Here is a 21,810-nt window from a genome sequence, read left to right as displayed (position 1 = left end):
CTAGGCGCGGGTTTGCGCCAGCTGCCGGGCCGACTCGATCAGCCGCGCGGCCTCCACGGGGCTGATGCGCACCAGGGCGAAGGCTGCGACCACCAATCCGGTGACCGCCTCGGCCAACAGCTCATGGCGCTGTTCATCCAGACCCGGGGCCGCGGCCCGCAGTCCGCGGGAGAACGCGGCGTGCAGTTCGGCGCGGTAGGCGCTGATCGCCTCGCTGACGTGTTCGTCTCGGGCGATCGGCGCGTTGGCGCTGTTGATCAGCAGGCACCCGTTGGCGGCCGGAAGCGACTCGGGCTTCTGGAAAATTTCCTGCGTCGCGGCCAAGTACTCGTCCAGCGCGTGGGCGGACACCGCGGTGCCGGCCAAGTCTGCAAGGCGCGGCCGAACCACTTCCTCCAGATAGCTGTCGACCGCCGCGTCGAACAGGCCGCGCTTGGAACCGAAGGAGTTGTAGATGCTCGAACGGCTCAGCCCGGTGGCCGCTTCGAGCTCCGGGACGGATGCCGATTCGTAGCCGCGGGACCAGAAGACGGAGCGCGCCCGGCGCACCGCCTCGGCGCGGTCGAAGGCCAGTGTTCGAGCCATCACAGTCCTTTCCCTTTTCGTAACGACCATTTCAGTATATATTGAAATGGTCGTTACAGATAAAGGTCCGCGGCACCTGCCGCCGAGGGAAGGCGCACTCATGATCATCATTTCGCAGGTCCTTGCGCTTGCAGCCGCGCTGCTCCATGTCTACATCTTCCTGATGGAGTCGCTGTGGTGGGAGCGACCCGCCACCCGCAAGGTCTTCGGCACCAGCGTCGCGGAAGCCCATGCCACCAAGGCCTTGGCCTTCAACCAGGGTTTCTACAACTTGTTTCTGGCGATTGCCGTGTTCGCCGGGCTGGTCTTCCAGCTCGCCGGGCAGGCGGCCGTGGGTTCGGCCCTGGTGTTCACCAGCCTTGGCTCCATGCTGCTCGCGGCCCTCGTGCTGGCCATCTCCAGCCCGGAGAAGTCAGCCGCAGCCCTGAAGCAGGGCACCTTGCCGCTGCTGGGACTCATCTTCCTGGCCCTCGGACTGATCCTCTAGCGCACCGATCAACTTGCCGACCCGGGCAATCTCCGGATTACCTGACAACAGAAAGGGAACATCCACCCATGTCCAACACCACCAGCACCCAGATCCTGCTCGCCTCCCGCCCGACCGGCTGGCCCACCGAGCAGAACTTCCAGTTCCGCACCTCCGAACTGCCCGAGCTGGCGCCGGGGCAGGTGCGCGTGCGCAACGAGTTCATCTCCGTGGACCCCTACATGCGCGGGCGCATGAATGATACACGCTCCTATGTCGCCCCGTACCAGATCGGCGAGCAGATCACCGGCGGCGCCGTCGGCCGGGTCACCGAATCGATGTCCGACACGCTGCCCGTCGGCACCTTGGTCACCCACCAGCACGGCTGGTCCGACACCGTCCAGGATACCGCCGAGCGATTCACCGCGGTCCCGGAAATCCCCGGCGTGCCCAGCTCGCTGCGGCTGCACATGATGGGCATGACCGGCCTGACCGCCTGGGTCGGCCTCACGGTGATCGCCGGGATGAAGGAGGGCGACACCGTCTTCATCTCCGGAGCCGCCGGCGCGGTGGGCACCGCCGCCGGGCAGATCGCCCGGCTGCTGGGCGCCAAGCGCGTCATCGGCTCCGCCGGCAGCGCCGAGAAGGTCGCGCTGCTGACCGAAAAGTACGGCTACGACGCGGCCTTCAACTACAAGGACGGGGACGTCGCCGGCCAGCTGGCATCCCTGGCGCCCGAGGGCATCGACGTGTTCTTCGACAACGTCGGCGGCGAGCACCTAGAAGCCGCACTGGAGAACTTCAACGACGGCGGTCGCGCCGCGCTGTGCGGAGCGATCTCCAGCTACAACACCACCGAGGCGGCCCCCGGCCCGCGCAACATGGCGAACCTGATCACCCGCGGGCTGAAGCTGCAGGGCTTTACGCTGGCCAACTACCTGCAGCATTCCGGCGAATTTGCCGAGCGCATGGGCCAGTGGTTCACCGACGGACAGATCGCCTACGACGAGACGATCGTGGATGGGATCGAGAACACCGTCCACGCGTTCATCGCCATGATGCAGGGCGAGAACACCGGCAAGATGCTGGTGCGCATCTAGCCGCAGGCCTGGGCGGACCGCAGGTTGTGGGAAACTGGGGGACATGACTGGTCCTGAAGAAAACCTCTGGCTTGCGGCCGTCCGCAACAACCCCGACCACGCGGCGAACTACGCTGAACGCTGGCGCGGCTTCATCGCACAGGGCCGCGACATCCACGGCGAGGCGCGCATGATCGACGCCATGGCCGACCGCGGTGCGCGCATCCTGGATGCCGGCTGCGGCACCGGGCGCATCGGCGGCTGGCTGGCCGAACACGGCCACCGGGTGCTGGGTGTGGACCTGGATGCGCAGCTGATCCAGGTGGCCCGCGAAGACTATCCGTTCGTGCGCTGGCAGCAGGGCAACCTGGCCGACTTCACGCTCCCCGAGGGCCCGGGGGAGCTGACCGAGTTCGACCTGATCGTCTGCGCCGGCAACGTGCTGACCTTCCTGGCCGCCGGCGAGCGCCTCCCGGCGCTGACCCGGCTGCGCGGGCGACTGGCCGAGGGAGGCCGCCTGGTCGTAGGCTTCGGCGCCGGACGCGGCTACGAGTTCGATGATTTCCGCGCCGACGCTGCGCGGGCCGGGCTGTCGGTGGACCAGGAATATTCCACCTGGCAGCTGCATGCACCGAATGGCGACTTCCTGGTCGCGGTGCTCAGCGCCGCGTAGCCCGGCATCGGGTCGCTGGGGTCGAAAGAGCCGGACTTTCGGCGACCGGTAGCAGTGCCATTGCGAACGCCCGGGGCTTCGGATCCGTGTCCTTCACGTCGACCGACCCGGGCGGCTGGCATGGAATCCGCCACTCGCGCCGGGCTCCGGAATCGATGTATGGCATTGCCTGGAAATTTCGGCAGTCGTTGCCGAAAAACCATGGATCCAGGCGCAGGGCAAGCCTATAATTGCGAATCTTCATTGGTGATCGCCCACCGTGCGGCGCTCAGGTGCGCTCCACGGGCAATTCCGCGACCACGTAGCCTTTTCGGGTATTCATGATCTCCATCCATTCTTGCTGGAGGTTTTGAAAAGTTGCGTACCGCATACAAGGTTCTTGCGCACGTCATCTCTGCAGTGGTCGTTGTCCAAGCAGCCACCATAGGTATGACGACTTTCCTGATGATCCAGGCGATTGGTGCCGGCGCCACCATGAGCGAAAGCGATGCGCCGGTTGCGGCGATGCTTCACGGCATGATCGGGCAAACGATCATCCCGATCCTCGTGCTGGCGCTGATCGTCGTCGCCCTGTTCGCCCACGCAGGGCTGAAGTGGGCTTTGTGGCTCGCCGCGGCGGTGGCCGTCCAGATCGCCATTGGCATCTTGGCCTTCGACGCTCCATGGGTCGGATTGCTGCATGCGGCCAATGCATTCACGGTCCTGGCCTTGGCCGAGGTCGGTGCATACGCCGTGGCCCATGCGCCGGCCTACGTGCCGCACGCCAAGGCCTCGATGCGTCCAGCCACCTAGTCCGGCCAGTCGAGCCGCTTCGTAGGTGAAGGCCCGACCCACGGAATTCCAACCGCGGGCAGGGCCTTCGGCTTGCCCGACCGGGCTGGCCGGCTTGCGGTTCCCTCGAACACGAAACAAGGCCCGAAGCCGACTGAGGCTACGCAGGCTCGATGCGCATGCCGGAACCTCTCATGATGCCGCGCTCTGCCGTGAAGCAGGCGAGCGCGGCTCTGAGCTCATCCATTGCGTAGGGTGCGCCCCCGACGAAGCCGCGCGGCATCCTGAGGCCATTCAGATTGGCGATGTCGCGCTCGGAGACGCGCCATTCGATGACGGCGCGGCCAGTGTCCTCGAAGTTCGGCATGTCGATATAGATGCCCCAAGGCGTCAGGTGCGCGTCGTAGCCGAGCTCGTCGACCAGAAAATCGACTACCTGACGGCGCTTGAAAGTCTCCATGAGCTTGAGTTTACGGCACCTTGCGGGTTGCTGTTTGGAGGGTCCGTTTGGCCCCGACCTGCACCATCACCGGAACCGTCCCGGACGGCGGCAAGGTCAGCTCCGAGTCCTCCTTGGACGTCGATCTGGGCTAGGAAATGGATCCAGGGTGCGGCGGCTGCCCGACGCTCAGCATCCGCACCTCGGTGATGCCCGGGATCGCAGGGTCGGTCATCGTGGTGCCGTCCGGCGCGAAGCCGTTGCGCCGGTAGAAGGCAATGGCGCGGGCGTTGCCCTGCGCCACCCACAGCACGGCCGGCGCAGTTCCCAGCACCGCAACCAGCAGCGCCCGGCCCGCCCCCGTGCCGTGGTGCTCGGCCAGCACGTAGAGGCTGTAGAGCTGGCGGCCCACCGGAAGGCCGGCCGCCGCCTCGCCGAAGGGCTTGGCGGCCATCGCGAATCCCAGCAGGCCGCCGTCCGATCCCTCGGCGAGCGCTACCTGGCAGGCCGGATCGGCCAGCACCCGGCGCCACTGGGCCAGCCGGGAAGCCTCGTGCTCCGGGGTGAAGAAGCTCGCCGGCAGCATGGCCGAATAGGTCTGCTTCCAGCAGAGCACCTGCACCCGGGTCAGTTCCCGTGCATCCGCCGGGCCCGCAGCGCGCAGCGTGAATGGCACCATCAGTCCTTCACGTACGCGGCCAAGTGCTCGCCGGTCAGGGTGCCCGCGGCCGCCAGCTGCGCCGGGGTGCCTTCGAAGACCACGGTGCCGCCCTCGTGACCGGCGCCCGGGCCCAGGTCGATGACCCAGTCCGCGTGGGCGATAACCGCCAGGTGGTGCTCGATCACGATCACCGTGTTGCCCTCATCGACCATCTCGTCCAGCAGGGCCAGCAGGCGCTGCACGTCGGCCAGGTGCAGGCCGGTGGTCGGCTCGTCCAGCACGTAGGTGCCCGCGCCCTTGCCCAGGTTGATCGCCAGCTTCAGGCGCTGGCGCTCGCCGCCCGAGAGCGTATTCAACGGCTGCCCGAGCTTCAGGTAGCCAAGGCCCACCTGGTTCAGCCGTTCAAGCATGGCGGCGGCCTTCTTGATCTTCAGCCGCTGCGCGGCGGCCTCGATGCTCAGGTCCAGCACCTGGGCGATGTTCAGCCCCTCCAGGGTGTATTCAAGCACCTCGGGCTTGTAGCGCTTGCCCTCGCAGATCTCGCAGGGCAGCGCCACCCCTGCCATGGACACCAGGTCGGTGTAGGTGAAGCCCACGCCGCCGCAGTGCTCGCAGGCGCCCTCCGAGTTGGCGCTGAACAGCGCCGGCTTCACCCCATTGGCCTTGGCAAAGGCCGCGCGGATGGGTTCCAGCAGCCCGGTGTAGGTGGCGGGGTTGGAGCGGCGCGAACCGCGGATCGCCGACTGGTCCACCACCGCCACGTCCTCGCGCTTGGAGATCGTCGAATGGATCAGCGAGGACTTGCCCGAGCCGGCCACCCCGCTCACCGCGCACAGCACCCCGGTGGGCACATCCACGTCCACGTTCTTCAGGTTGTGCAGGTGCGCCCCGCGGATCGGCAGCGGCTCGCGCCCCGGGCGCACCGAAGCCTTCAGCGGGATGCGGGTGGAGAAGTGCCTGCCGGTCAGCGTGCCGCTGGCCAGCAGCCCTGTCACGTCGCCGCTGTAGGTGACCTGTCCGCCATGCACGCCGGCCCCGGGGCCCAGGTCGATCACGTGGTCGGCGATCTTGATGACCTCCGGCTTGTGTTCGACCACCAGCACGGTGTTGCCCTTGTCGCGCAGGTCTTCGAGCAGCCGGTTCATGCGCTGGATATCGTGCGGGTGCAGGCCCACGGTGGGCTCGTCGAACACGTAGGTGACATCCGACAGGGCGCTGCCCAGGTGGCGGATCATCTTCACGCGCTGCGCCTCGCCGCCCGAAAGGGTCCCGGCCGGACGGTCCAGCGAGATGTAGCCCAGGCCGATCTGCACCATCGCCTCCAGCACCGCCTTCAGGTTGGCCAGCAGGGGAGCGGCGGCCGGAATGTCCAGCTGGTCGAGTTCCGCCAGCAGGTCCGAGACCTGCAGCGCAGTCATGTCCGCGATGCCCAGGTTGTTGATCTTCGAGGCGCGGGCCTTCTCGCCCAGCCGCGAGCCGCCGCAGGCCGAGCACGGCGCGGTGGTGGAGATGCGGGCGATCCAGTCGCGGATGTGCGCCTGCTTGATCTCGCGGCCCGAATGGATGTAGTTGGACTTGATGCGGGTGACCAGCCCTGAATAGCTCATGTTCGCGCCGTTCAGCTTCACCTTCCCGGCCTGGTCGTAGAGCAGCCGGTGAAGCATGTTAGCTGGCATGTCGCGCAGCTTGACGTCAAGGTCCGCCTGGGTGCCGGCGGTCAGCGTCTGCCACAGCCAGGCGCCGGGGGCGAAGTTCGGGGCGGTGATCGCGCCCTCGTTCAGGGTCTTGTCCCAGTCCAGCAGCTCGTCCAGGTCGATGCTCGCCTCGGTGCCGAAGCCCTCGCACACCGCGCAGGCGCCCTCGCCCAGGTTGAAGGAGTAGGCCCCGGCGCCGCCGGCGCTGGGCACCGAGTAGCGCGAGTACAAAACGCGCAGCAGCGAGTAGGCGTCGGTGGCGGTGCCCACCGTCGAGCGCGAGTTTGCGCCCATGCGCTCCTGGTCCACCACGATCGCCGCGGACAGGTTTTCCAGCACCTCCACGTCGGGGCGCGGCATGGAGGGCATGAAGGTCTGGATGAACGCCGTGTAGGTCTCGTTGATCAGCCGCTGGGATTCGGCGGCGATGGTGCCGAAGACCAGGGAGGACTTGCCGGAGCCGGAGACCCCGGTGAAGGCGGTGATGCGGCGCTTGGGGATGTCGGCGTCGACGCCCTTGAGGTTGTTCTCCCGCGCCTGGCGGACGCGGATGGTGTCGTGGGTGTCTGCGGGGTGCTGGGTCATGGAAACCAGCCTACTTAACACCGGACCCGCGCGGGGAAATTTCGGTGCGCCCCGGCCACCCTCTATCATTGTTTGGTGCGCTGCGACACAATCCGCGGGCGCATCGCATCGCTTTGACCTCTCACCCCAAAGGAACCTCATGAAGCTGCTGAAATCGATACCGCTGCTTGGCTGGATTGTCCTGGCCATCGTGGCGGGCATTCTGCTCGGGCCGGTCATGCCGCTCTGGCTTGGTAGCACCTTCCTCACCTACAACTCGATCTTCTCCGGCATCCTGGGCTTCGTGGTGCCCCTGATCATCTTCGGCCTGGTCGCCCCGGCCATCGCGGAGCTCGGCAAGGGCGCCGGCAAGTGGCTTGGCCTCACCGCGGTCGTGGCCTACGGCTCGACCTTCGCCGCCGGCCTGCTGGCCTACTTCACCAGCATCTGGCTGTTCAGCGGCCCGCTGGCCGGAGGCGGCGTGGAAGCCATCACTGAGGGCGAGGGCTCGGGCTTCGAACCCTTCGTGACGCTGACCGCCTCGGCCTCCGACTCGGCCACCGCCATCGTCCTGGAGCCGGTTTTCGGCGTGATGACCGCGCTGGTGCTGGCCTTCATGGTGGGCGTGGGCATCACCTCCTTCCACTCCAAGGTGCTCTTCCGCGGCGTGGTTGAATTCCGCGCGATCATCGAGGGCGTCATCCGCCGCATCATCGTGCCGGCCCTGCCGCTGTTCATCTTCGGCATCTTCCTTGACCTCTCGGCCAGCGGCTCGGCCGTCGTGGTGATCCAGAAGTTCCTGCTGGTCGCCGTGGTCTCCTTCGCGCTGACCCTGGTGGTGCTGCTGCTGCAGTACACCATCGCCGGGTCGATGAACAAGCAGAACCCGTTCAAGGCGCTGTGGAACATGCGCGACGCCTACTTCACCGCGCTGGGCACCTCGTCCTCCGCCGCCACCATCCCGGTGACCCTCGCCTCCACCAAGAAGAACAAGGTCGCCGACGCCGTGGCAGGCTTCGTGGTGCCGCTGTGCGCCACCATCCACCTGTCCGGCTCGATGGTGAAGATCACCTGCTTCTCCATCGCCGTGCTGCTGCTCACCGGCGGCGATGTGTCCTTCGGCTCCTACCTGCCGTTCATCCTGATGCTCGGCGTCATGATGATCGCCGCCCCGGGTGTCCCCGGCGGCGCGATCGCCGCGGCAGCCGGCCTGCTGCAGCAGATGCTGGGCTTCGGCGAGGTCGAGGTCGGCCTGATGTTTGCCGCCTACATCGCGCTGGACTCCTTCGGCACCGCGACCAACGTGACCGGCGACGGCGCGATCGCGATGATCATGAACAAGCTGACCCGCGGCAAGCTCGGCGTCCAGGCGCAGGATCCGTCCGACGAGTCGGTGGAGCTGCTTGAAGGCCAGAAGCCTTCGCACCTGCTCGGCGAGTAGTCCACCAGCGCCAACGGCACAGCGCCGGTACCCACTGGGTACCGGCGCTGTGCCGTTGGTGCCGTGGCGCTGCCCCAGGCTAGATCCACATGGCCGGATCGATGTACTCGGCCGGATCGACGGCCGGCTGGCGCTGCTCGGGGGTGCGCGGGCGGTTCTGCGCGGGGATGCCGGTCACGATGGAACCGGCCGGCGCGTCCTTGACCACCACGGCGTTCGCGCCGATGGCCGAATCAGCGCCGATGGTGATCGGGCCCAGCACCTTGGCGCCGGCGCCGATGACCACGCGGTCCTCGATGGTCGGGTGGCGCTTGACCTTGGCCAGCGAACGGCCGCCCAAGGTCACCCCGTGGTACAGCATTACGTCGTCGCCCACCTCGGCGGTCTCGCCGATGACGATGCCCATGCCGTGGTCGATGAAGAAGCGGCGGCCGATGGTCGCGCCCGGGTGGATCTCGATGCCGGTGATCGCGCGGTTCGCCTGCGAGAGCAGGCGCGCTGGCCAACGCAGCGCGGGGTTCTGCCACATGCGGTGGGCAAGCCGGTGCATCCAGATCGCATGCAGGCCGGAATACACGAAGAAGTTTTCCACGTCGCTGCGCGCGGCCGGATCATGGGATCGGGCGGTGGCCAGGTCTTCACGTAGCCGGGAGAAGAAACTCATGAACTCTACCTTAGTGGTTGGTCGTTTTCGTGACGGAAATACAGATGTCACACAGCAAATCGGCGCGAGCCGCACCATTGCGAACCCTTAAAGGTTCAACGGTGGCTCGCGCCGATTTATTCACTTTTCGGCGAACTTCTTTTCAGATCTCGCGCAGGGCAGGCTAGCCGCGGATGTCGTCGAAGAGCAGGGTGGAGATGTAGCGCTCGCCGAAGTCGGGGATGATCGCCACGATCAGCTTGCCGGCGTTCTCTTCGCGGGCCGCGACCTGCAGGGCGCCCCAGACGGCTGCGCCGGCGGAGATGCCGCCGAGGATGCCTTCCTTCACTCCCAGCGCGCGGGCGGTGGCGACGGAGTCGTCGATGCTGGCATCCAGCACCTCGTCGTACAGCTCGGTGTCCAGCACCTCGGGGATGAAGTTGGCGCCCAGGCCCTGGATCTTGTGCGGGCCCGGCTTGCCGCCGTTGAGGATCGGGGAGTCCTTCGGCTCCACGGCGACCAGCTGCAGGTCGGCCTTCTTGGACTTCAGGTAGCGGCCGGCGCCGGTGATGGTGCCGCCGGTGCCGATGCCTGCGACCAGCACGTCCACGGCGCCGTCGGTATCTTCCCAGATTTCCGGGCCGGTGGTCTCGGAGTGGATCTGCGGGTTCGCGTCGTTGGCGAACTGCTGGGCCCAGATGGCGTTCTCGGTGGTGGCCACGATTTCCTTGGCCTTCTCGACCGCGCCGCGCATGCCGTCGGCACCCGGGGTCAGCACGATCTCGGCGCCGAAGGCGCGCAGCATGACGCGGCGCTCGGTGGACATGGTCTCCGGCATGGTCAGGATGACCTTGTAGCCACGGGCCGCGCCGACCATGGCCAGGGCGATGCCGGTGTTGCCGGAAGTGCCTTCGACGATGGTGCCGCCGGGCTTCAGCGAGCCTGACTTCTCGGCGGCGTCGACGATGGCCACGCCGATGCGGTCCTTGACCGAGTTGGCTGGATTGTAGAATTCGAGCTTGACCGCGATGTTGCCTGGCAGGCCTTCGCTCAGGCGGTTCAACTTCACCAGCGGGGTTCCGCCAACTACTTCGGTGACATTGTTGTAGATCTTGGCCATCTTCTATGCAATCCTTACGTGACTTGTCTGCAAGCGTGTTCCGCAGTGCGCTGACCGCGAATGGTTCATATCCAACACTAGTGGGGCGGCTGGGCGCTCAGGCCTCGTTTAGCCATTGAGCGTAATATTTCCTGACTTTTGCGAGCTTTGGGTCGATGATGGCCCGGCAATAGCCCGCCCGGGAGTTGTTCGTGTAGTAATCCTGGTGGATTTCCTCGGCCGGGTAGAAATCTTTCGACTCTTCCATTGCGGTGACGATCGGATCGGGGTATAGGCCCGCGTACTTGTCGATGGCCTTCTGGAAGGTGGCGCGCTGCTGCGCGTCCAGCGGGAACATGGCCGAGCGGTACTGGGTTCCCACGTCGTAGCCCTGGCGGTTAAGGGTGGTCGGATCGTGCATGGTGAAGAACATGTCCAGGATGACTTCTGCGGGCACCACGTCTTCGTCGAAGATCACCGCGAGTCCTTCGGCGTGGCCGGTGGTTCCGGTGCACACCTGGTAGTAGTCCGGATCCGCGGTATGCCCGCCGATGTAGCCCGAGATGACCGCGGCCACCCCCTTGGTGCGCTGGTACACGGCGTCCAGGCACCAGAAGCAGCCGCCGGCCAGCACGAAAGTGGTCAGCCGCTTGCCGTCGACGTCCAGGCTGGCAGTGAAATGATGGGGCGATTGAATGCTCAGAGTACTCACACACATCCCAACGTCGCGGCGTTGCATTCTGTTCCATCGCCGGTTCCAGCGCGTAGGCTTGGCATATGCAGAGCAAGGCAAACAACTCGCACGAACCCCAGCCTCAAGATGCCGCGGTGGCGCCTCCTGCGCTCAAGCCCGTTGCCGAGGAGCCGGCGGACCAGCAGGCGCGCACCAGCGCCGGCGCTGCGACCCTGGGCAACGTCCTGGAGGCAGCCGAAGAACTCTGGCCGCAGTCCCTGGCCGAGGACTGGGATGCTGTCGGACTGGTGGCAGGGCGCACCGGCGCGCCGGTGTCCAAGGTCGTGCTGGCCGTGGACCCGACCCTCGCCGTCATCGAGGACGCGATCGCCCGCGGCGCCGACCTGCTGATCACCCACCACCCGCTGCTGCTGCGCGGGGTCACCCAGGTGGCCGGCACCAACTTCAAGGGCGAGGCGATCCACCGGCTCATCGAGACCGGCACCGCCTTGCTGACCGCGCACACCAATGCCGACAGCGCCGTGGGCGGGGTCAACGACGCCCTGGCCGACGCCTTCGGGCTCAAGGACTGCGTGCCGCTGGTCGAATCCAAGGACGGACTGCCCGAGGAAGGGCTGGGCCGGGTCGGCTTCCTAGACAAGCCGATGAAGCTGGAGGACTTCGCCGAACGCGTCTACACCGTGCTGCCGGCCGTGGCCGGCGGCATCCGCGTGGCCGGCGACCGCACCGGGCTGGTGCGCAAGGTCGCGCTGTGCTCCGGGGCCGGGGATTCGCTGTTCGATGCGGTGCGTTCGCACCAGGCAGATGTCTACGTCACCGCCGACCTGCGCCACCACCCGGCCAGCGAGGCGCGCGAAGCCGCCGGGTCGGGCTTCCCGTACCTGATCGACGTCTCGCACTTCGCCTCCGAGTGGGTGTGGCTGTCCTCCGCGGCCAAGGCCCTGGGCAACGTGCTGCGGGATCTGGGCCACGAGGTCGAGATCGAGGTTTCCCAAGTCAATTCCGACCCTTGGGACTTCATCCTCACCCCTTAAGGGGACGCCGATGCTGCATCATCTGGAGCTGTGGGTCCAGGACCTGGAAACCAGCGAGAAGTCGCTGGGCTGGCTCTTGCTGCACCTGGGATTCGAGCTGGAATCGCGCTGGAATGCCGGGGTCAGCTACCGCCACGGGGATTTCTACATCGTGCTGGAATCCGGGCCCGACGTGGTGCCCGGCGCCCACGAGCGCACCCGGGCCGGGCTGAACCACCTGGCCTTCCAGGCAGGAAGCCCCCAGCAGGTCGAGGCGTTGGCCGCCGACGCGCTGGCCCACGGCTTCACCCTGTTGTTCGCCGACCGCCACCCGTATGCCGGCGGGCGGCAGCACTATGCCGCCTACCTGGCGGACGAAGCGGGATTCGAAGTCGAGCTGGTCGCTTCTGCGCCCGGCAGCTGAGCCGCGCTCAGGCCACCTTGTTCACGGTGGTGAACTGGTGGTCCTCCGGAAGCAGGATGTTCAGCGCCGTGCCCTTCTTGTCCTCGATAAGGCTCGCCTCCCACTTGGTGGAGGCCAGTTCCAGCAGCTCCTGCGCCGTGGTGGGCGCCTGGGACTGCTGCACCAGGAATCGGGCGACCTCGCCGCGGGTGTGCTTGGCGAAGTGCGAGACCACCTTGGGGTTGCCGTTGCGCAGCTGGAAGACGTTGACCGCCACGGTGTTCCCGGCGGCAGGCTTGTATGCCGCCGCATAGGTGCTGGAGCGGGCGTCGACGACCAGCTGCCCCTCGGCCGCCTGGTCGAGCACCGCGCTCATGCGCTTTTTCCACCAGCTGGCCAGCTTGCCCAGCGGCTCGAGCTTGACCGACATCGACAGCCGGTACGGCGGGATTCGGTCGCCGAATCGCACCGCGCCCCACAAGGCAGAGACCACCACCACCGAGGCGTCGGCGCGCCGCTGCGAGGCCTCATCCAGGCTTGCATAACCCAGGGCCTCGAACAGGACCCCTGAGTAGATGTCGTGCGCGCGGGCCGCCGGCTCGGTGTGCAGCTTGATATTGCGGGTGACCTCGTTGGCCAGCGAGGCCCCGACCCCGAGCAGTTCCAGCGCGTCATCGCGCGAGGAAACCTCCGACAGCGCCGAAATCACCAGCTCGCGGTCCGCGTTCAGTTCGGGGAACGAGAGCTCCGTCAGCTCGAACGGGGTTCCGGCGGCGTGGGCGGTCTTGCCTTCTGAAGGCGGCAGCAAAATAAGCACGCTCTCCAGCTTATCGCCACGACGGCCGACTTCCCGCCAAGCAGCCGCCGGCTGGGCATCCGCCTGCGCCCCTATCCCCAACGCCCCGGGCTCACTAGGCTGAGGCCCCAGGGGCGGGTGCGCCGCCCGGTGGACGAGGAGGGACCATGCAGGATCCAGCGAAGACCGCGGCAGACTTCGATCTCATAGTGATCGGCGCCGGGCCCGCCGGGGAGAACGCCGCCGACTACGCGGCCAGGGCCGGGCTGTCGGCGGCCATCGTCGAATCCGAACTGGTCGGCGGCGAATGCTCGTACTGGGCGTGCATGCCCTCCAAGGCGCTGCTGCGCAGCGGCCAGGCGCTGGATGCGGCCCGGCGGCTGCCCGGCGCGCAGCAGGCGCTGACCGGTTCGCTCGACGCGCCCGCCGTGCTGGCCCGGCGCGACGCCTTCACCAGCGGCTGGAAAGACGACGGCCAGGTCAAGTGGCTGGAATCGGCGGGCATCACGCTGCTGCGCGGCCACGGCCGGCTGGCAGGGGAACGCACGGTCCAGGTGGGGGAGCAGGCCTACACCGCCCGCGCGGTCGTGCTGGCCACCGGTTCCGCCCCGGCGCTGCCGCCCATCGACGGGCTGGCCGACGCCGAGCCTTGGGGCACCCGCGAGGCCACCTCGGCCCAGCAGGTCCCGGCCCGGCTGATCGTCATCGGCGGCGGCGTGGCGGGAACCGAAATGGCCTTCGCCTATGGTTCGCTTGGCGCCCAGGTCACGGTGCTGGCCCGCGGCCGGCTGCTGGGCTCCGAGGAACCCCATGCCGGGGACCTGGTGGCCCGGGCGCTGCAGGCCAGGGGTGTCGACGTGCGCGAGGGCGCCACCCCGGCACGCGTGGACCGCGGCCCCGACGGCGTGGTCAGCGTCCAGCTGGAGGACGGCGCCGTGCTGCAGGCCGAGGAACTGCTGGTGTCCACCGGCAGGAAACCCAACACCGCCGATCTGGGCCTGGAGGAACTCGGCATCCAGCCCGAGGCCCTACGCGAGGTCGACGACACGCTGCTCGTTCCCGGCACCGATTGGCTGTATGCGGTGGGCGACGTGAATTCCCGCGCCCTGCTCACCCACCAGGGCAAGTACCAGGCCCGCGCCGCCGGAAGGGCGATCGCCGCCCGGCTCACCGGGAAACCGCTGGCCGACGATCCCTGGGGCGCCCAGGCAGCGACCGCCGACCACGGCGCCGTGCCGCGGGTGGTGTTCAGCGATCCGCAGGTCGCAGCCGTCGGGCTGACCGCAAAGCAGGCGCGCAGCCAAGGCCTGGACATCGTGGTCATCGAGCACGACCTGGGGTCGGTGGCCGGGGCCAGCCTGCATGCCAGCGGGTATTCCGGCCGGGCGACGCTTATCGTCGACAAGGCCCGCTCGGTGATCCTCGGCGCGACCTTCGTGGGCCAGGACGTCGCCGAGCTGCTGCACGCCGCCACCATCGCGATCGCCGGGCAGGTGCCGATGGAACGCCTGTGGCACGCGGTGCCCGCCTATCCGACCATCAGCGAGATCTGGCTGCGGCTGCTGGAGGACTACTTCTACCCGCAGCCCGTGTGAGCCAGTTCGCCGGCGGCACTGGACACGATGTTGTTCGCAAAGGTACTAGACTAGTGGTGAATGGGATGGCCAGACGGTCGCGTGGCAAGCAATTGTCCCGAGGAACGTCCGGGCTCCACAGAACAGGGTGGTGGGTAACGCCCACTCGGGGTAACCCGCAGGCCAGTGCCACAGAAAATAGACCGCCAGGTTCTCCTGGTAAGGGTGAAACGGTGGTGTAAGAGACCACCAGCATCCCGGGTGACCGGGATGGCTCGGTAAACCCCACTCGGAGCAAGGTCAGACAGACTGCGTTACGAGGGCTGTTCGCCCCATGCAGTCGGGTGGACCGCTAGAGGCTGTCGGCAACGGCAGTCGTAGATAGATGACCGTCACCGCTTCGGCGGGACAAAACCCGGCGTATCGGCCATCCCATTCGCACACTCCAGAACGGTGAGATGATTCACAGGCGCAAGCCTGTGGAAACTCCGTGCACCGACTAGAATGGAAAACGTACTTGCGGGGATGATCCTGTTACCCCGCACCACCGCAAAAGCAATGGTGCTTCTCTCGGTGCCAACCGGCTTTATGGATCTGCAAGCCGGCTGATTTGGAAGGATTCTCTGTGACCCAGCAGTCTGTCGTTGCCCAGGAAGAATGGAGCGGGCGCGAAGAGCTCGCCGAGGCCATGATTCCACTGATCGGACGTCTCTACCGCAAGAACAATGTGGTGACCTCCATCTACGGCCGCAAGCTGATCAACCAGTCCGCCATCGATATCATCAAGGCCCACCGCGTGGTGCGCCGCATCGACGGTGAAGAGCTGGACCTGAATGCCACCAAGGCAATTCTCGATGTCATTGAAACCCTGAACGTTGGTTCGGTTTCCGTCGACCTCGGCCGCCTGAACAAGAAGTTCGTCGAGTCCGGCTCCGCCGACCTGACCGAATTCGTCTCCGCTGAGCTGGGCGCCAAGGTCGGCCAGGCCGGCGCCACCGACGCAGAGCCAACCGACGTGGTCCTGTACGGCTTCGGCCGCATCGGCCGCCTGCTGGCCCGCATCCTCATCGAGCGCGGCGGCTACGGCCTGCGCCTGCGCGCCATCGTCGTGCGCAAGGGCTCGGATGACGACATCATCAAGCGCGCCTCGCTGCTGCGCCGCGACTCGGTACACGGCCGCTTCGACGGCACCATCACCGTGGACGAGGAAAACAACACCATCCTCGCCAACGGCACCCTGATCCAGGTCATCTACTCGAACGACCCGGCCACCATCGACTACACCGCCTACGGCATCGACAACGCCATCGTCGTCGACAACACCGGCCGCTGGCGCGACGAGGCAGGCCTGTCCCAGCACCTGCAGTCCAAGGGCGTTGCCCGCGTGCTGCTGACCGCACCGGGCAAGGGCAGCCTGAAGAACATCGTGCACGGCATCAACGATTCCGACATCACCGCCGATGACAAGATCGTCTCCGCCGCATCGTGCACCACCAACGCCATCACCCCGGTCCTGAAGGCCCTGAACGACAAGTTCGGCGTCATCCACGGCCACGTCGAGACCGTTCACTCGTTCACCAACGACCAGAACCTGATCGACAACTTCCACAAGGGCGAGCGCCGCGGCCGCTCGGCGGTCCTGAACATGGTGATCACCGAAACCGGTGCCGCCAAGGCCGTCTCGAAGGCCCTGCCGGAGCTGGAAGGCAAGCTGACCGGCAACGCCATCCGCGTTCCTACCCCGGATGTCTCCATGGCGATCCTGAACCTCAACCTGGAGACCGCCACCGACAAGGACGAGCTGAACAACTACCTGCGCGAAACCTCGCTGGGCGCCGAGCTGCACAAGCAGATCGACTACATCGACTCGCCTGACGTCGTCTCCACCGACTTCGTCGGCTCGCGCCGCGCCGGCATCGTCGACGGCCTCGCGACCATCGCCACCGGCAAGAACGCCGTCGTCTACGTCTGGTACGACAACGAGTTCGGCTACTCCTGCCAGGTTGTCCGCGTCATCGAGACCATGGCCGGAACCCACCCGGCAGCGGTGCCTGCAGTGAAGGCCCAGGCAGTCACCGCCTAGTCTCTTCGCAGCGATACGCTCCACCAAGGGGCCGCACACCCGTGCTTCGGCACGCGGGGTGCGGCCCCTTTGGCGTCCTTCGGACGCGTCCCGCGCGGGAAATCCGGTGCCGGCGGCTCCGCGGAGGCCGCCAAGGAGTAGAGTCGCAACCCATCGGGGCAAGAAATGCGGCAAGGGGGCTGCCATGGCACCGGGACACCGCGCCGAGCTGAGCGGGACTGGACGCGTCGAGGCTTTTTCCGACGGGGTGCTGGCAGCCGTGATCCACGCCGGATCGTTCCTGCTGACCCCCGTGGTCTTTTTCGCCCTGCAATACCATCTGCCCAAGCGGCGGCCGCACCTGCTGCGCGAAACGCTCGATGCCCGGCAGACACGCTCGATCCTGCTTCGCGGCCTGGTATCGATGCCCATCTACGTGCTGGCCGCGGCGGCCGCACTGCTCTCTGCCTATCTGACGCTGGGCATCTGCATGGCCATGGGGTTGTTCTATTTGTTGCGCACCGCGGGCAACGGGGTTCGGAGGGCCGCAAGCCCGCTGTACACTCTGGAAATGCCGATCGAGCTGAAATCCATGCTGTGCCGGGTCACCGGGGAGGTGTTCGGCCGGGGTTTCATCGTGGTCGAGGACGCCTCCCGGGAGAACCCGCCGCAATACTCGGTGCTGGTGCGCAACTGCGGGACCGGTCTCGCCGCGGTGATCAGGATCGACCTGATCCGCTTGGACGTCGATTTCCCGGACCACGATGTGCGGACGGGCATTGTTGACGATGACGACAACGAGGCCGGCAAGGAAGCCGAGCTGCACCGCCTGTGCCGGCTGTTCCGCTCCGGGACGACTCCGGTAGTCCACGTTGAGGCTGACGGGCAGCGATGGCAGATCGGACGCCGCGTCTCCCGGGTGCCGAATCCCTGACCCGCCGGAATACTCGAGGCTGCGTCGGAGGCGGAGGTAGGCTGGTGGCATGCCAAACGAGCTCACCACGCGGCTGGATCGCGTCGTCGCGGCGACCTTCGCCGAGGGCTTCAGCGTCCTGGAAACCGACCTGCGCGAGAACCCGCCGCGGTATTCGGTGCTCGTCGGCAGCACCGCGGATCCGAGCTGCACCGCATTCATCCGTCTCGACGGCGTCTGGCTGGAGGCATTCATACCGGAGCTCGGCGTCCACTGCGCGCTGCTGGATGACGAATCCGACGCGGACTTCGACCTCGGCAGGCTCTGCCGCGCGCTGCGGGTCTATCTTCGCGGCGAGGCGCGCATTGAACAACGCCGGCGCTTTCTGCGTCCGGGAGCAAAGACCACGGTGCATATCGATCTGGAGGGGCGGCGTTGGAGCCTGGGCCGGAACCGGTGGAGCCTGACATAGTCCCGGCGGCCGGAAATCTGTTGCCAGTGGAGGCGTCCTGTGCCAAGCTCGGGGCATGATGCGATCAACGAACCCGGCCCTGCGCCAGAGTTCGTGGCCTGCGGACATGTCGCTGGCCATGGACGACCACGGGCAGCCGATCCGGATGCTGCTGTTCATCCGGCACGCCTGGGGCCTCGCTGAAGACCTCGCCCTGCCCGAGCTGAACCCGGTTCCCGAAACGGGGTCCTCCGCCATGCCGGATGAAGCCGCACGGATCCTGTGGGAGCGGCGGTGGATTCGCACCTGGTCGAACGCCTGGGGCGTGAAGGCGCACGGCGCCCATCGCGTCCCCGGACTCGCGGCCCTCACCACGGCAGCGAGCCGCGCCACCGACAACGATGCCTGGACCGCGCAGTACGGACGCGAGGGGATCGACCTCACCGCATTCGAGCAATGGGAACAAATGTTCGATCCCTTGCTGGGTATCGACCTCGACCCGGTGCTGCGCGGCCCCCAGGTGGAACCGGTGCTGGTCGCCGCGTGGGAGCGTGGGCTGACGGATCTCACGGTGGTGCCTTGGGCCGGGTACTGCATGCACAAACTCAGCGATTCGCACCTGGTGACCTCCTTCGACATCGCCGCCAGCTGGTCCCTGCTCAGGCAGGCGCTCGCCGAGTGGATCCGCACGCGGTTGGCATAGGATGCGATCTCGATGACCGAGCACCTGCCGCCGCGGCGCATCCTTCAGCTGCGCATGGCGAACCAGCTGCTGCTGGAACCTGCCGGCTCCATCCCCGCGGCCGCGGAACGCATGCTGGCGCTCCAATCCCAGGACCTGGCCGCCGGGCGCTACGCGCTCGCCCAGCGTTCGGGAAAGGGCATCGGCAGGGCGCGCATTGACGCGCTGTTCGCCTCGGGGGAACTGGTGCGCTCCTGGACCATGCGCGGCACGTTGCATATCTGCGCCGCCGCCGACGTGCGGTGGCTGGTGCGGGCCACACGCCAGCGCACGCTCAAGGCCATGGGCTCGCGCCTGCGCGAACTGCAGATCACCGCGGGCGACATCGACGCCGCCGGGACGTTGATCGCCGCCCACCTGGAAGAGCGGGGCCACGCGAGCCGTGCCGGCCTGTTCGACATGCTCAACGAGCGCGGAATCCAGACCTCCGCGCAACGCGGGGTGCACCTGCTTATGTGCCTGGTCATGGAGGGTCTGCTGTGCCTGGGGCCGGTTCCCGAGGGCGCGGGGCTCGCCGGCCAGGACTTCATCCTGCTTGATCGCCTGGCCGCACCGGACCTCCAGCCCGCCCAGCCGCTGCAGGAGCTGCTCAGGCGCTATCTGGCGGGCCATGGACCTGCCAGCATCAGGGATGCCGCCTGGTATACCGGGCAGACGCTCACGCAGCTCAAGACGGCGGCCGCCGAGCTGGGTTCAGAGCTGCTCTGCGTGGGGCGGGACACCCGCGGCGAGGAGCTCTACCTGCTCTTCGCCTGCCCGGCGCTGGCGGCGGATCTTCCCTCCAGGCTTCCGCTGCGCCTGCTGGGGCACTTCGACGAGTACTACCTGTCCTACGCGGACCGCTCGCTGGTCGCCGACGAGCGGCTGCGCGCGCAGATCGGCCCGGGCAGCAACGGCATGGTCAAGCCCTTCTGGCTGCGTTCGGGCAAGGCCGAAAGGCCGTGGAACGCGCAAACAGCGCCGACCGATCGACTCGGTGCGGCGCTGCATCAGCGGTATCTGGAGTTCAGGGCCTAGTGGCCGAACGGGTCCGCATCGGTGCCCGGAAGCCAGGTATTGCCCGGCACGCCCCAGCCGAGGGACTTCTTGGCCTTCTTCCAGCGCTTCTCCCAGCGCGGCTGCAACTTGTCCACGTACAGCAGGCCGTCCAGGTGGTCGTACTCGTGCTGCATGATGCGGGCGAACCAGCCGTGCGCCTCGAAGGAGATCGGATTGCCGAACTCGTCGAAGCCCTCCACCTTGGCGTAGTCGGCGCGCTTGAGCGGGAAATCCAGCCCCGGCACCGACAGGCAGCCCTCGGAATCGTCCTCGGCGTCGGGAACACCCTGGGACACCTTGGACAGGGTCAGCTTCGGGTTGATCACCACGCCGCGCTCCTGGGCATCGTCCTGGTCCGCGTAGACGTAGGTGAACATGCGCAGCCCCAGGCCGATCTGCGGAGCGGCCAGGCCTACGCCGTGCGCGGCATCCATGGTGGTGTGCATGTCCGCCACCAGGTGGCGAAGCTCGTCGTCGAACTGCGTCACCTCCACGGCGCGCTTGTGCAGGACGGGTTCCCCGTAGACGGTGATCTGCCGAATTGGCACGTGATCAGTTCCTTTCCAAAAAGTGCTTAGAGTGCTCGTCCAATAGTTTCACGCATGATCTCACTTGTGCCACCGAAAATGGTCAGCAAGCGGGATGCGGTGAACGACTGCGCGATCGGGTACTCCATGATGTAGCCGTACCCGCCATGGATCTGCAGCGCCTTGTCGGTGAGTTTTTTCGCGCTTTCACTAGCCCAAAGCTTCACCTCGGCCGCCTCCTGCGCGTCGAGCTCTCCCTCGTTGAACGCGAGGACCGCGCGATCGACGAAGGCCTGGGTGACATGCGCCTCAGTCTTCAGGTCCGCCAGCTCGAAGCGGGTGTTCTGGAAGCCGGTCAGCGCCTGGCCGAAGGCGGAGCGCTCGCCGGCATGGGCCAGGGCCTGGTCGAATGCGGCGGTGCAGATGGCGCTGGCCGCTACTGCGATCGCCAGGCGCGCCTGCGGCAGCTGCTCCTTGACGTATGCGAGCCCCTGGCCGACCTCGCCGATGCGATCGGCGTCGGAAACGCGCACCTCGTCGAAGAACAGCTCTGCGGTGTCGGAAGCGCGCAGGCCCATCTTGTCGAATGGCTGCCCGTTCGAGTAGCCCTCGGAACGCTCGACCATGAACAGGGTGAACGAATCCTCCCCGGCCCGCGCGGTCTGCCCGTCCGTGCGGGCCAGCACCACTGCCGCATCGCCGTAGGCGCCGTTGCCGATGAAGGTCTTCTGGCCGCTGACCAGCCAGTCGTCCCCGTCGCGCACAGCCTTGGTGCGCACCCCTCGCAGATCCGACCCGGCACCCGGCTCGGTGAAGGCGCAGGAGGTGATCGTGGATCCGTCCACGAACCGCGGAAGCCAGCGCTGCTTCAGGTCCTGCGACCCGTAGGCCAGCAGGTAGGGGAGCACGAGGTCGTCATGCAGGTGCAGGGCCAATGCCACCGCAAGGTGCCCCGAACGGACGAACTCCTCATCAAGCACGACGCGGAAGCGGTAGTCGTCGATGCCCATGCCGCCGAACTCTTCCGGCACCGCGAGACCGAGCAATCCGTTCTCCCCGGCGGACTGCCACACCTCGCGGGGAATCTGGTGTTCTTTTTCCCATTGCGCATACTTACCGGCGATCTGCCGGGCGTTGAACTCAACGGCAAGTTCGCGGAACTGTTCGTGGTCTTCTTCAAAGAGCGCGCGTTTCACGGAGAGACGCCTTTCGGACGGGGGCGAGGGGCTGGTTCGGGGCAGGCCACGTGCAATGACCTGACGAACTGTTCACTCCCATTATGGTCTCACCCATTGACATGCGCCTATTTACGACCGAAACTCTGTTGCCTACGTCATGTTTGAAGCAATAAGTCTCGAAAAACGCGGGTTTAGACACCTTCAAACCACCGATTCGAACATAGCTTCGAATATGGAGCGTGGCATGGCGTCACAAAGCTTAACGACAAGGTGCCAGCATCAATGATGCTGGCACCGGTCTGTA

At 66.7% G+C, this 21,810-nt stretch carries 23 protein-coding genes and 1 other RNA gene; 14 read left to right on the top strand and 10 right to left on the bottom strand.

Translation table 11 applies throughout. The features are described 5' to 3' along the window. Nucleotides 1-585: a TetR/AcrR family transcriptional regulator gene (locus tag C1H84_RS16075; protein WP_053798004.1), complete on the bottom strand. Its 585-nt coding sequence runs from the start codon at nucleotides 583-585 to the stop codon at nucleotides 1-3. Nucleotides 586-685: 100 nt separating this feature from the next. Between C1H84_RS16075 and C1H84_RS16070 the strand changes: the two genes are divergently transcribed. The 4 genes from C1H84_RS16070 (at nucleotide 686) to C1H84_RS16055 (ending at nucleotide 3,595) form a co-directional block, all read left to right on the top strand. Further along, a complete protein-coding gene (locus tag C1H84_RS16070; protein ID WP_113607968.1) occupies nucleotides 686-1,072 on the top strand; it encodes a DUF1304 domain-containing protein in 387 nt (128 codons plus the stop codon). Between the two features lie 68 nt (nucleotides 1,073-1,140). Next, nucleotides 1,141-2,151 carry an NADP-dependent oxidoreductase gene (locus C1H84_RS16065; RefSeq protein WP_047118998.1) on the top strand — a complete coding sequence of 337 codons (1,011 nt, stop codon included), beginning with the start codon at nucleotides 1,141-1,143 and terminating at the stop codon, nucleotides 2,149-2,151. Nucleotides 2,152-2,194: 43 nt separating this feature from the next. Next, nucleotides 2,195-2,803 carry a class I SAM-dependent methyltransferase gene (locus tag C1H84_RS16060; RefSeq protein WP_047118999.1) on the top strand — a complete coding sequence of 203 codons (609 nt, stop codon included), beginning with the start codon at nucleotides 2,195-2,197 and terminating at the stop codon, nucleotides 2,801-2,803. Between the two features lie 429 nt (nucleotides 2,804-3,232). Beyond that, entirely contained in the window at nucleotides 3,233-3,595 is a 363-nt protein-coding gene (locus C1H84_RS16055) for a hypothetical protein (protein ID WP_113607967.1), read from the top strand. A gap of 139 nt (nucleotides 3,596-3,734) precedes the next feature. Here C1H84_RS16055 and C1H84_RS16050 read toward each other — a convergent pair whose 3' ends face one another. The 3 genes from C1H84_RS16050 to C1H84_RS16040 all read right to left on the bottom strand — a co-directional run bounded on the left by C1H84_RS16050 (nucleotide 3,735) and on the right by C1H84_RS16040 (nucleotide 6,953). Beyond that, nucleotides 3,735-4,034, bottom strand: coding sequence for a hypothetical protein (locus C1H84_RS16050; protein WP_053798000.1), 300 nt, complete (start codon nucleotides 4,032-4,034; stop codon nucleotides 3,735-3,737). Between the two features lie 130 nt (nucleotides 4,035-4,164). Then, entirely contained in the window at nucleotides 4,165-4,692 is a 528-nt protein-coding gene (locus tag C1H84_RS16045) for a GNAT family N-acetyltransferase (protein ID WP_113607966.1), read from the bottom strand. Beyond that, a complete protein-coding gene (locus C1H84_RS16040) occupies nucleotides 4,692-6,953 on the bottom strand; it encodes an ATP-binding cassette domain-containing protein (protein WP_113607965.1) in 2,262 nt (753 codons plus the stop codon). Before C1H84_RS16040 ends, C1H84_RS16045 begins: the two co-directional genes overlap by 1 nt. A gap of 139 nt (nucleotides 6,954-7,092) precedes the next feature. On the opposite strand from C1H84_RS16040, the gene C1H84_RS16035 reads away from it, so the two are divergent. Continuing rightward, complete coding sequence (locus tag C1H84_RS16035; RefSeq protein ID WP_113607964.1) at nucleotides 7,093-8,373, top strand: dicarboxylate/amino acid:cation symporter; 1,281 nt, start codon at nucleotides 7,093-7,095, stop codon at nucleotides 8,371-8,373. A 79-nt stretch (nucleotides 8,374-8,452) separates the two neighbouring features. Here C1H84_RS16035 and epsC read toward each other — a convergent pair whose 3' ends face one another. The 3 genes from epsC to msrA all read right to left on the bottom strand — a co-directional run bounded on the left by epsC (nucleotide 8,453) and on the right by msrA (nucleotide 10,761). Continuing rightward, a complete protein-coding gene (gene epsC / locus C1H84_RS16030; RefSeq protein ID WP_053797996.1) occupies nucleotides 8,453-9,037 on the bottom strand; it encodes a serine O-acetyltransferase EpsC in 585 nt (194 codons plus the stop codon). 163 nt (nucleotides 9,038-9,200) lie between these two features. Then, nucleotides 9,201-10,136 carry a cysteine synthase A gene (cysK, locus tag C1H84_RS16025; RefSeq protein ID WP_047119006.1) on the bottom strand — a complete coding sequence of 312 codons (936 nt, stop codon included), beginning with the start codon at nucleotides 10,134-10,136 and terminating at the stop codon, nucleotides 9,201-9,203. Between the two features lie 97 nt (nucleotides 10,137-10,233). Further along, the gene (gene msrA / locus C1H84_RS16020) at nucleotides 10,234-10,761 is read right to left on the bottom strand and encodes a peptide-methionine (S)-S-oxide reductase MsrA (RefSeq protein ID WP_113608000.1); all 528 of its coding nucleotides are present in this window, start codon (nucleotides 10,759-10,761) and stop codon (nucleotides 10,234-10,236) included. 131 nt (nucleotides 10,762-10,892) lie between these two features. On the opposite strand from msrA, the gene C1H84_RS16015 reads away from it, so the two are divergent. Together C1H84_RS16015 and C1H84_RS16010 are read left to right on the top strand one after the other, a co-directional pair. Further along, nucleotides 10,893-11,843, top strand: coding sequence for a Nif3-like dinuclear metal center hexameric protein (locus C1H84_RS16015; RefSeq protein ID WP_082344738.1), 951 nt, complete (start codon nucleotides 10,893-10,895; stop codon nucleotides 11,841-11,843). Nucleotides 11,844-11,853: 10 nt separating this feature from the next. After that, nucleotides 11,854-12,246, top strand: coding sequence for a VOC family protein (locus C1H84_RS16010; protein WP_113607963.1), 393 nt, complete (start codon nucleotides 11,854-11,856; stop codon nucleotides 12,244-12,246). Between the two features lie 7 nt (nucleotides 12,247-12,253). Here C1H84_RS16010 and C1H84_RS16005 read toward each other — a convergent pair whose 3' ends face one another. After that, on the bottom strand, nucleotides 12,254-13,042 hold the full coding sequence (locus tag C1H84_RS16005) for a YaaA family protein (RefSeq protein WP_113607962.1): 789 nt from the start codon (nucleotides 13,040-13,042) through the stop codon (nucleotides 12,254-12,256). Nucleotides 13,043-13,188: 146 nt separating this feature from the next. Between C1H84_RS16005 and C1H84_RS16000 the strand changes: the two genes are divergently transcribed. The 7 genes from C1H84_RS16000 to C1H84_RS15970 all read left to right on the top strand — a co-directional run bounded on the left by C1H84_RS16000 (nucleotide 13,189) and on the right by C1H84_RS15970 (nucleotide 19,780). Continuing rightward, nucleotides 13,189-14,616: a dihydrolipoyl dehydrogenase family protein gene (locus C1H84_RS16000; RefSeq protein WP_047119010.1), complete on the top strand. Its 1,428-nt coding sequence runs from the start codon at nucleotides 13,189-13,191 to the stop codon at nucleotides 14,614-14,616. A gap of 61 nt (nucleotides 14,617-14,677) precedes the next feature. After that, an RNA gene (gene rnpB, locus C1H84_RS15995) (RNase P RNA component class A) lies at nucleotides 14,678-15,034 on the top strand. 186 nt (nucleotides 15,035-15,220) lie between these two features. After that, nucleotides 15,221-16,678: a glyceraldehyde-3-phosphate dehydrogenase gene (locus tag C1H84_RS15990; protein WP_113607999.1), complete on the top strand. Its 1,458-nt coding sequence runs from the start codon at nucleotides 15,221-15,223 to the stop codon at nucleotides 16,676-16,678. 184 nt (nucleotides 16,679-16,862) lie between these two features. Further along, the gene (locus C1H84_RS15985; RefSeq protein WP_113607961.1) at nucleotides 16,863-17,591 is read left to right on the top strand and encodes a hypothetical protein; all 729 of its coding nucleotides are present in this window, start codon (nucleotides 16,863-16,865) and stop codon (nucleotides 17,589-17,591) included. Nucleotides 17,592-17,640: 49 nt separating this feature from the next. Continuing rightward, on the top strand, nucleotides 17,641-18,042 hold the full coding sequence (locus C1H84_RS15980) for a hypothetical protein (protein ID WP_113607960.1): 402 nt from the start codon (nucleotides 17,641-17,643) through the stop codon (nucleotides 18,040-18,042). Nucleotides 18,043-18,097: 55 nt separating this feature from the next. Beyond that, nucleotides 18,098-18,724: a hypothetical protein gene (locus tag C1H84_RS15975; protein ID WP_146956151.1), complete on the top strand. Its 627-nt coding sequence runs from the start codon at nucleotides 18,098-18,100 to the stop codon at nucleotides 18,722-18,724. Between the two features lie 12 nt (nucleotides 18,725-18,736). After that, complete coding sequence (locus tag C1H84_RS15970) at nucleotides 18,737-19,780, top strand: winged helix DNA-binding domain-containing protein (protein ID WP_113607958.1); 1,044 nt, start codon at nucleotides 18,737-18,739, stop codon at nucleotides 19,778-19,780. Here the strand turns inward: C1H84_RS15970 and def are convergent. Further along, nucleotides 19,777-20,349: a peptide deformylase gene (gene def / locus C1H84_RS15965; protein WP_113607957.1), complete on the bottom strand. Its 573-nt coding sequence runs from the start codon at nucleotides 20,347-20,349 to the stop codon at nucleotides 19,777-19,779. The two genes, C1H84_RS15970 and def, sit on opposite strands and share 4 nt — an antisense overlap. 26 nt (nucleotides 20,350-20,375) lie before the next feature. Further along, on the bottom strand, nucleotides 20,376-21,524 hold the full coding sequence (locus C1H84_RS15960; protein WP_047119017.1) for an acyl-CoA dehydrogenase family protein: 1,149 nt from the start codon (nucleotides 21,522-21,524) through the stop codon (nucleotides 20,376-20,378). Between the last annotated feature and the right edge of the window lie 286 nt (nucleotides 21,525-21,810).

The sequence above is a fragment of the Glutamicibacter soli genome, from assembly GCF_003309065.1.
In the GTDB taxonomy this organism is placed as follows: Bacteria; Actinomycetota; Actinomycetes; order Actinomycetales; family Micrococcaceae; genus Glutamicibacter; species Glutamicibacter soli.
Note: the sequence above shows the minus strand (reverse complement) of the source record. Positions and strands in the feature narration are given on the sequence as shown.

What these genes read in the sequence shown, in the direction of transcription:
- C1H84_RS16045 (WP_113607966.1), bottom strand. Translation starts at nt 4,692, where the DNA reads ATGGTGCCATTCACGCTGCGCGCTGCGGGCCCGGCGGATGCACGGGAA.
- cysK (WP_047119006.1), bottom strand. Translation starts at nt 10,136, where the DNA reads ATGGCCAAGATCTACAACAATGTCACCGAAGTAGTTGGCGGAACCCCG.
- C1H84_RS16050 (WP_053798000.1), bottom strand. Translation starts at nt 4,034, where the DNA reads ATGGAGACTTTCAAGCGCCGTCAGGTAGTCGATTTTCTGGTCGACGAG.
- epsC (WP_053797996.1), bottom strand. Translation starts at nt 9,037, where the DNA reads ATGAGTTTCTTCTCCCGGCTACGTGAAGACCTGGCCACCGCCCGATCC.
- C1H84_RS16065 (WP_047118998.1), top strand. Translation starts at nt 1,141, where the DNA reads ATGTCCAACACCACCAGCACCCAGATCCTGCTCGCCTCCCGCCCGACC.
- C1H84_RS16035 (WP_113607964.1), top strand. Translation starts at nt 7,093, where the DNA reads ATGAAGCTGCTGAAATCGATACCGCTGCTTGGCTGGATTGTCCTGGCC.
- C1H84_RS16075 (WP_053798004.1), bottom strand. Translation starts at nt 585, where the DNA reads ATGGCTCGAACACTGGCCTTCGACCGCGCCGAGGCGGTGCGCCGGGCG.
- C1H84_RS16040 (WP_113607965.1), bottom strand. Translation starts at nt 6,953, where the DNA reads ATGACCCAGCACCCCGCAGACACCCACGACACCATCCGCGTCCGCCAG.
- C1H84_RS16060 (WP_047118999.1), top strand. Translation starts at nt 2,195, where the DNA reads ATGACTGGTCCTGAAGAAAACCTCTGGCTTGCGGCCGTCCGCAACAAC.
- C1H84_RS16070 (WP_113607968.1), top strand. Translation starts at nt 686, where the DNA reads ATGATCATCATTTCGCAGGTCCTTGCGCTTGCAGCCGCGCTGCTCCAT.
- C1H84_RS16010 (WP_113607963.1), top strand. Translation starts at nt 11,854, where the DNA reads ATGCTGCATCATCTGGAGCTGTGGGTCCAGGACCTGGAAACCAGCGAG.
- C1H84_RS15975 (WP_146956151.1), top strand. Translation starts at nt 18,098, where the DNA reads ATGATGCGATCAACGAACCCGGCCCTGCGCCAGAGTTCGTGGCCTGCG.
- C1H84_RS15970 (WP_113607958.1), top strand. Translation starts at nt 18,737, where the DNA reads ATGACCGAGCACCTGCCGCCGCGGCGCATCCTTCAGCTGCGCATGGCG.
- C1H84_RS16055 (WP_113607967.1), top strand. Translation starts at nt 3,233, where the DNA reads ATGACGACTTTCCTGATGATCCAGGCGATTGGTGCCGGCGCCACCATG.
- C1H84_RS15985 (WP_113607961.1), top strand. Translation starts at nt 16,863, where the DNA reads ATGGCACCGGGACACCGCGCCGAGCTGAGCGGGACTGGACGCGTCGAG.
- C1H84_RS15980 (WP_113607960.1), top strand. Translation starts at nt 17,641, where the DNA reads ATGCCAAACGAGCTCACCACGCGGCTGGATCGCGTCGTCGCGGCGACC.
- C1H84_RS16000 (WP_047119010.1), top strand. Translation starts at nt 13,189, where the DNA reads ATGCAGGATCCAGCGAAGACCGCGGCAGACTTCGATCTCATAGTGATC.
- C1H84_RS16015 (WP_082344738.1), top strand. Translation starts at nt 10,893, where the DNA reads ATGCAGAGCAAGGCAAACAACTCGCACGAACCCCAGCCTCAAGATGCC.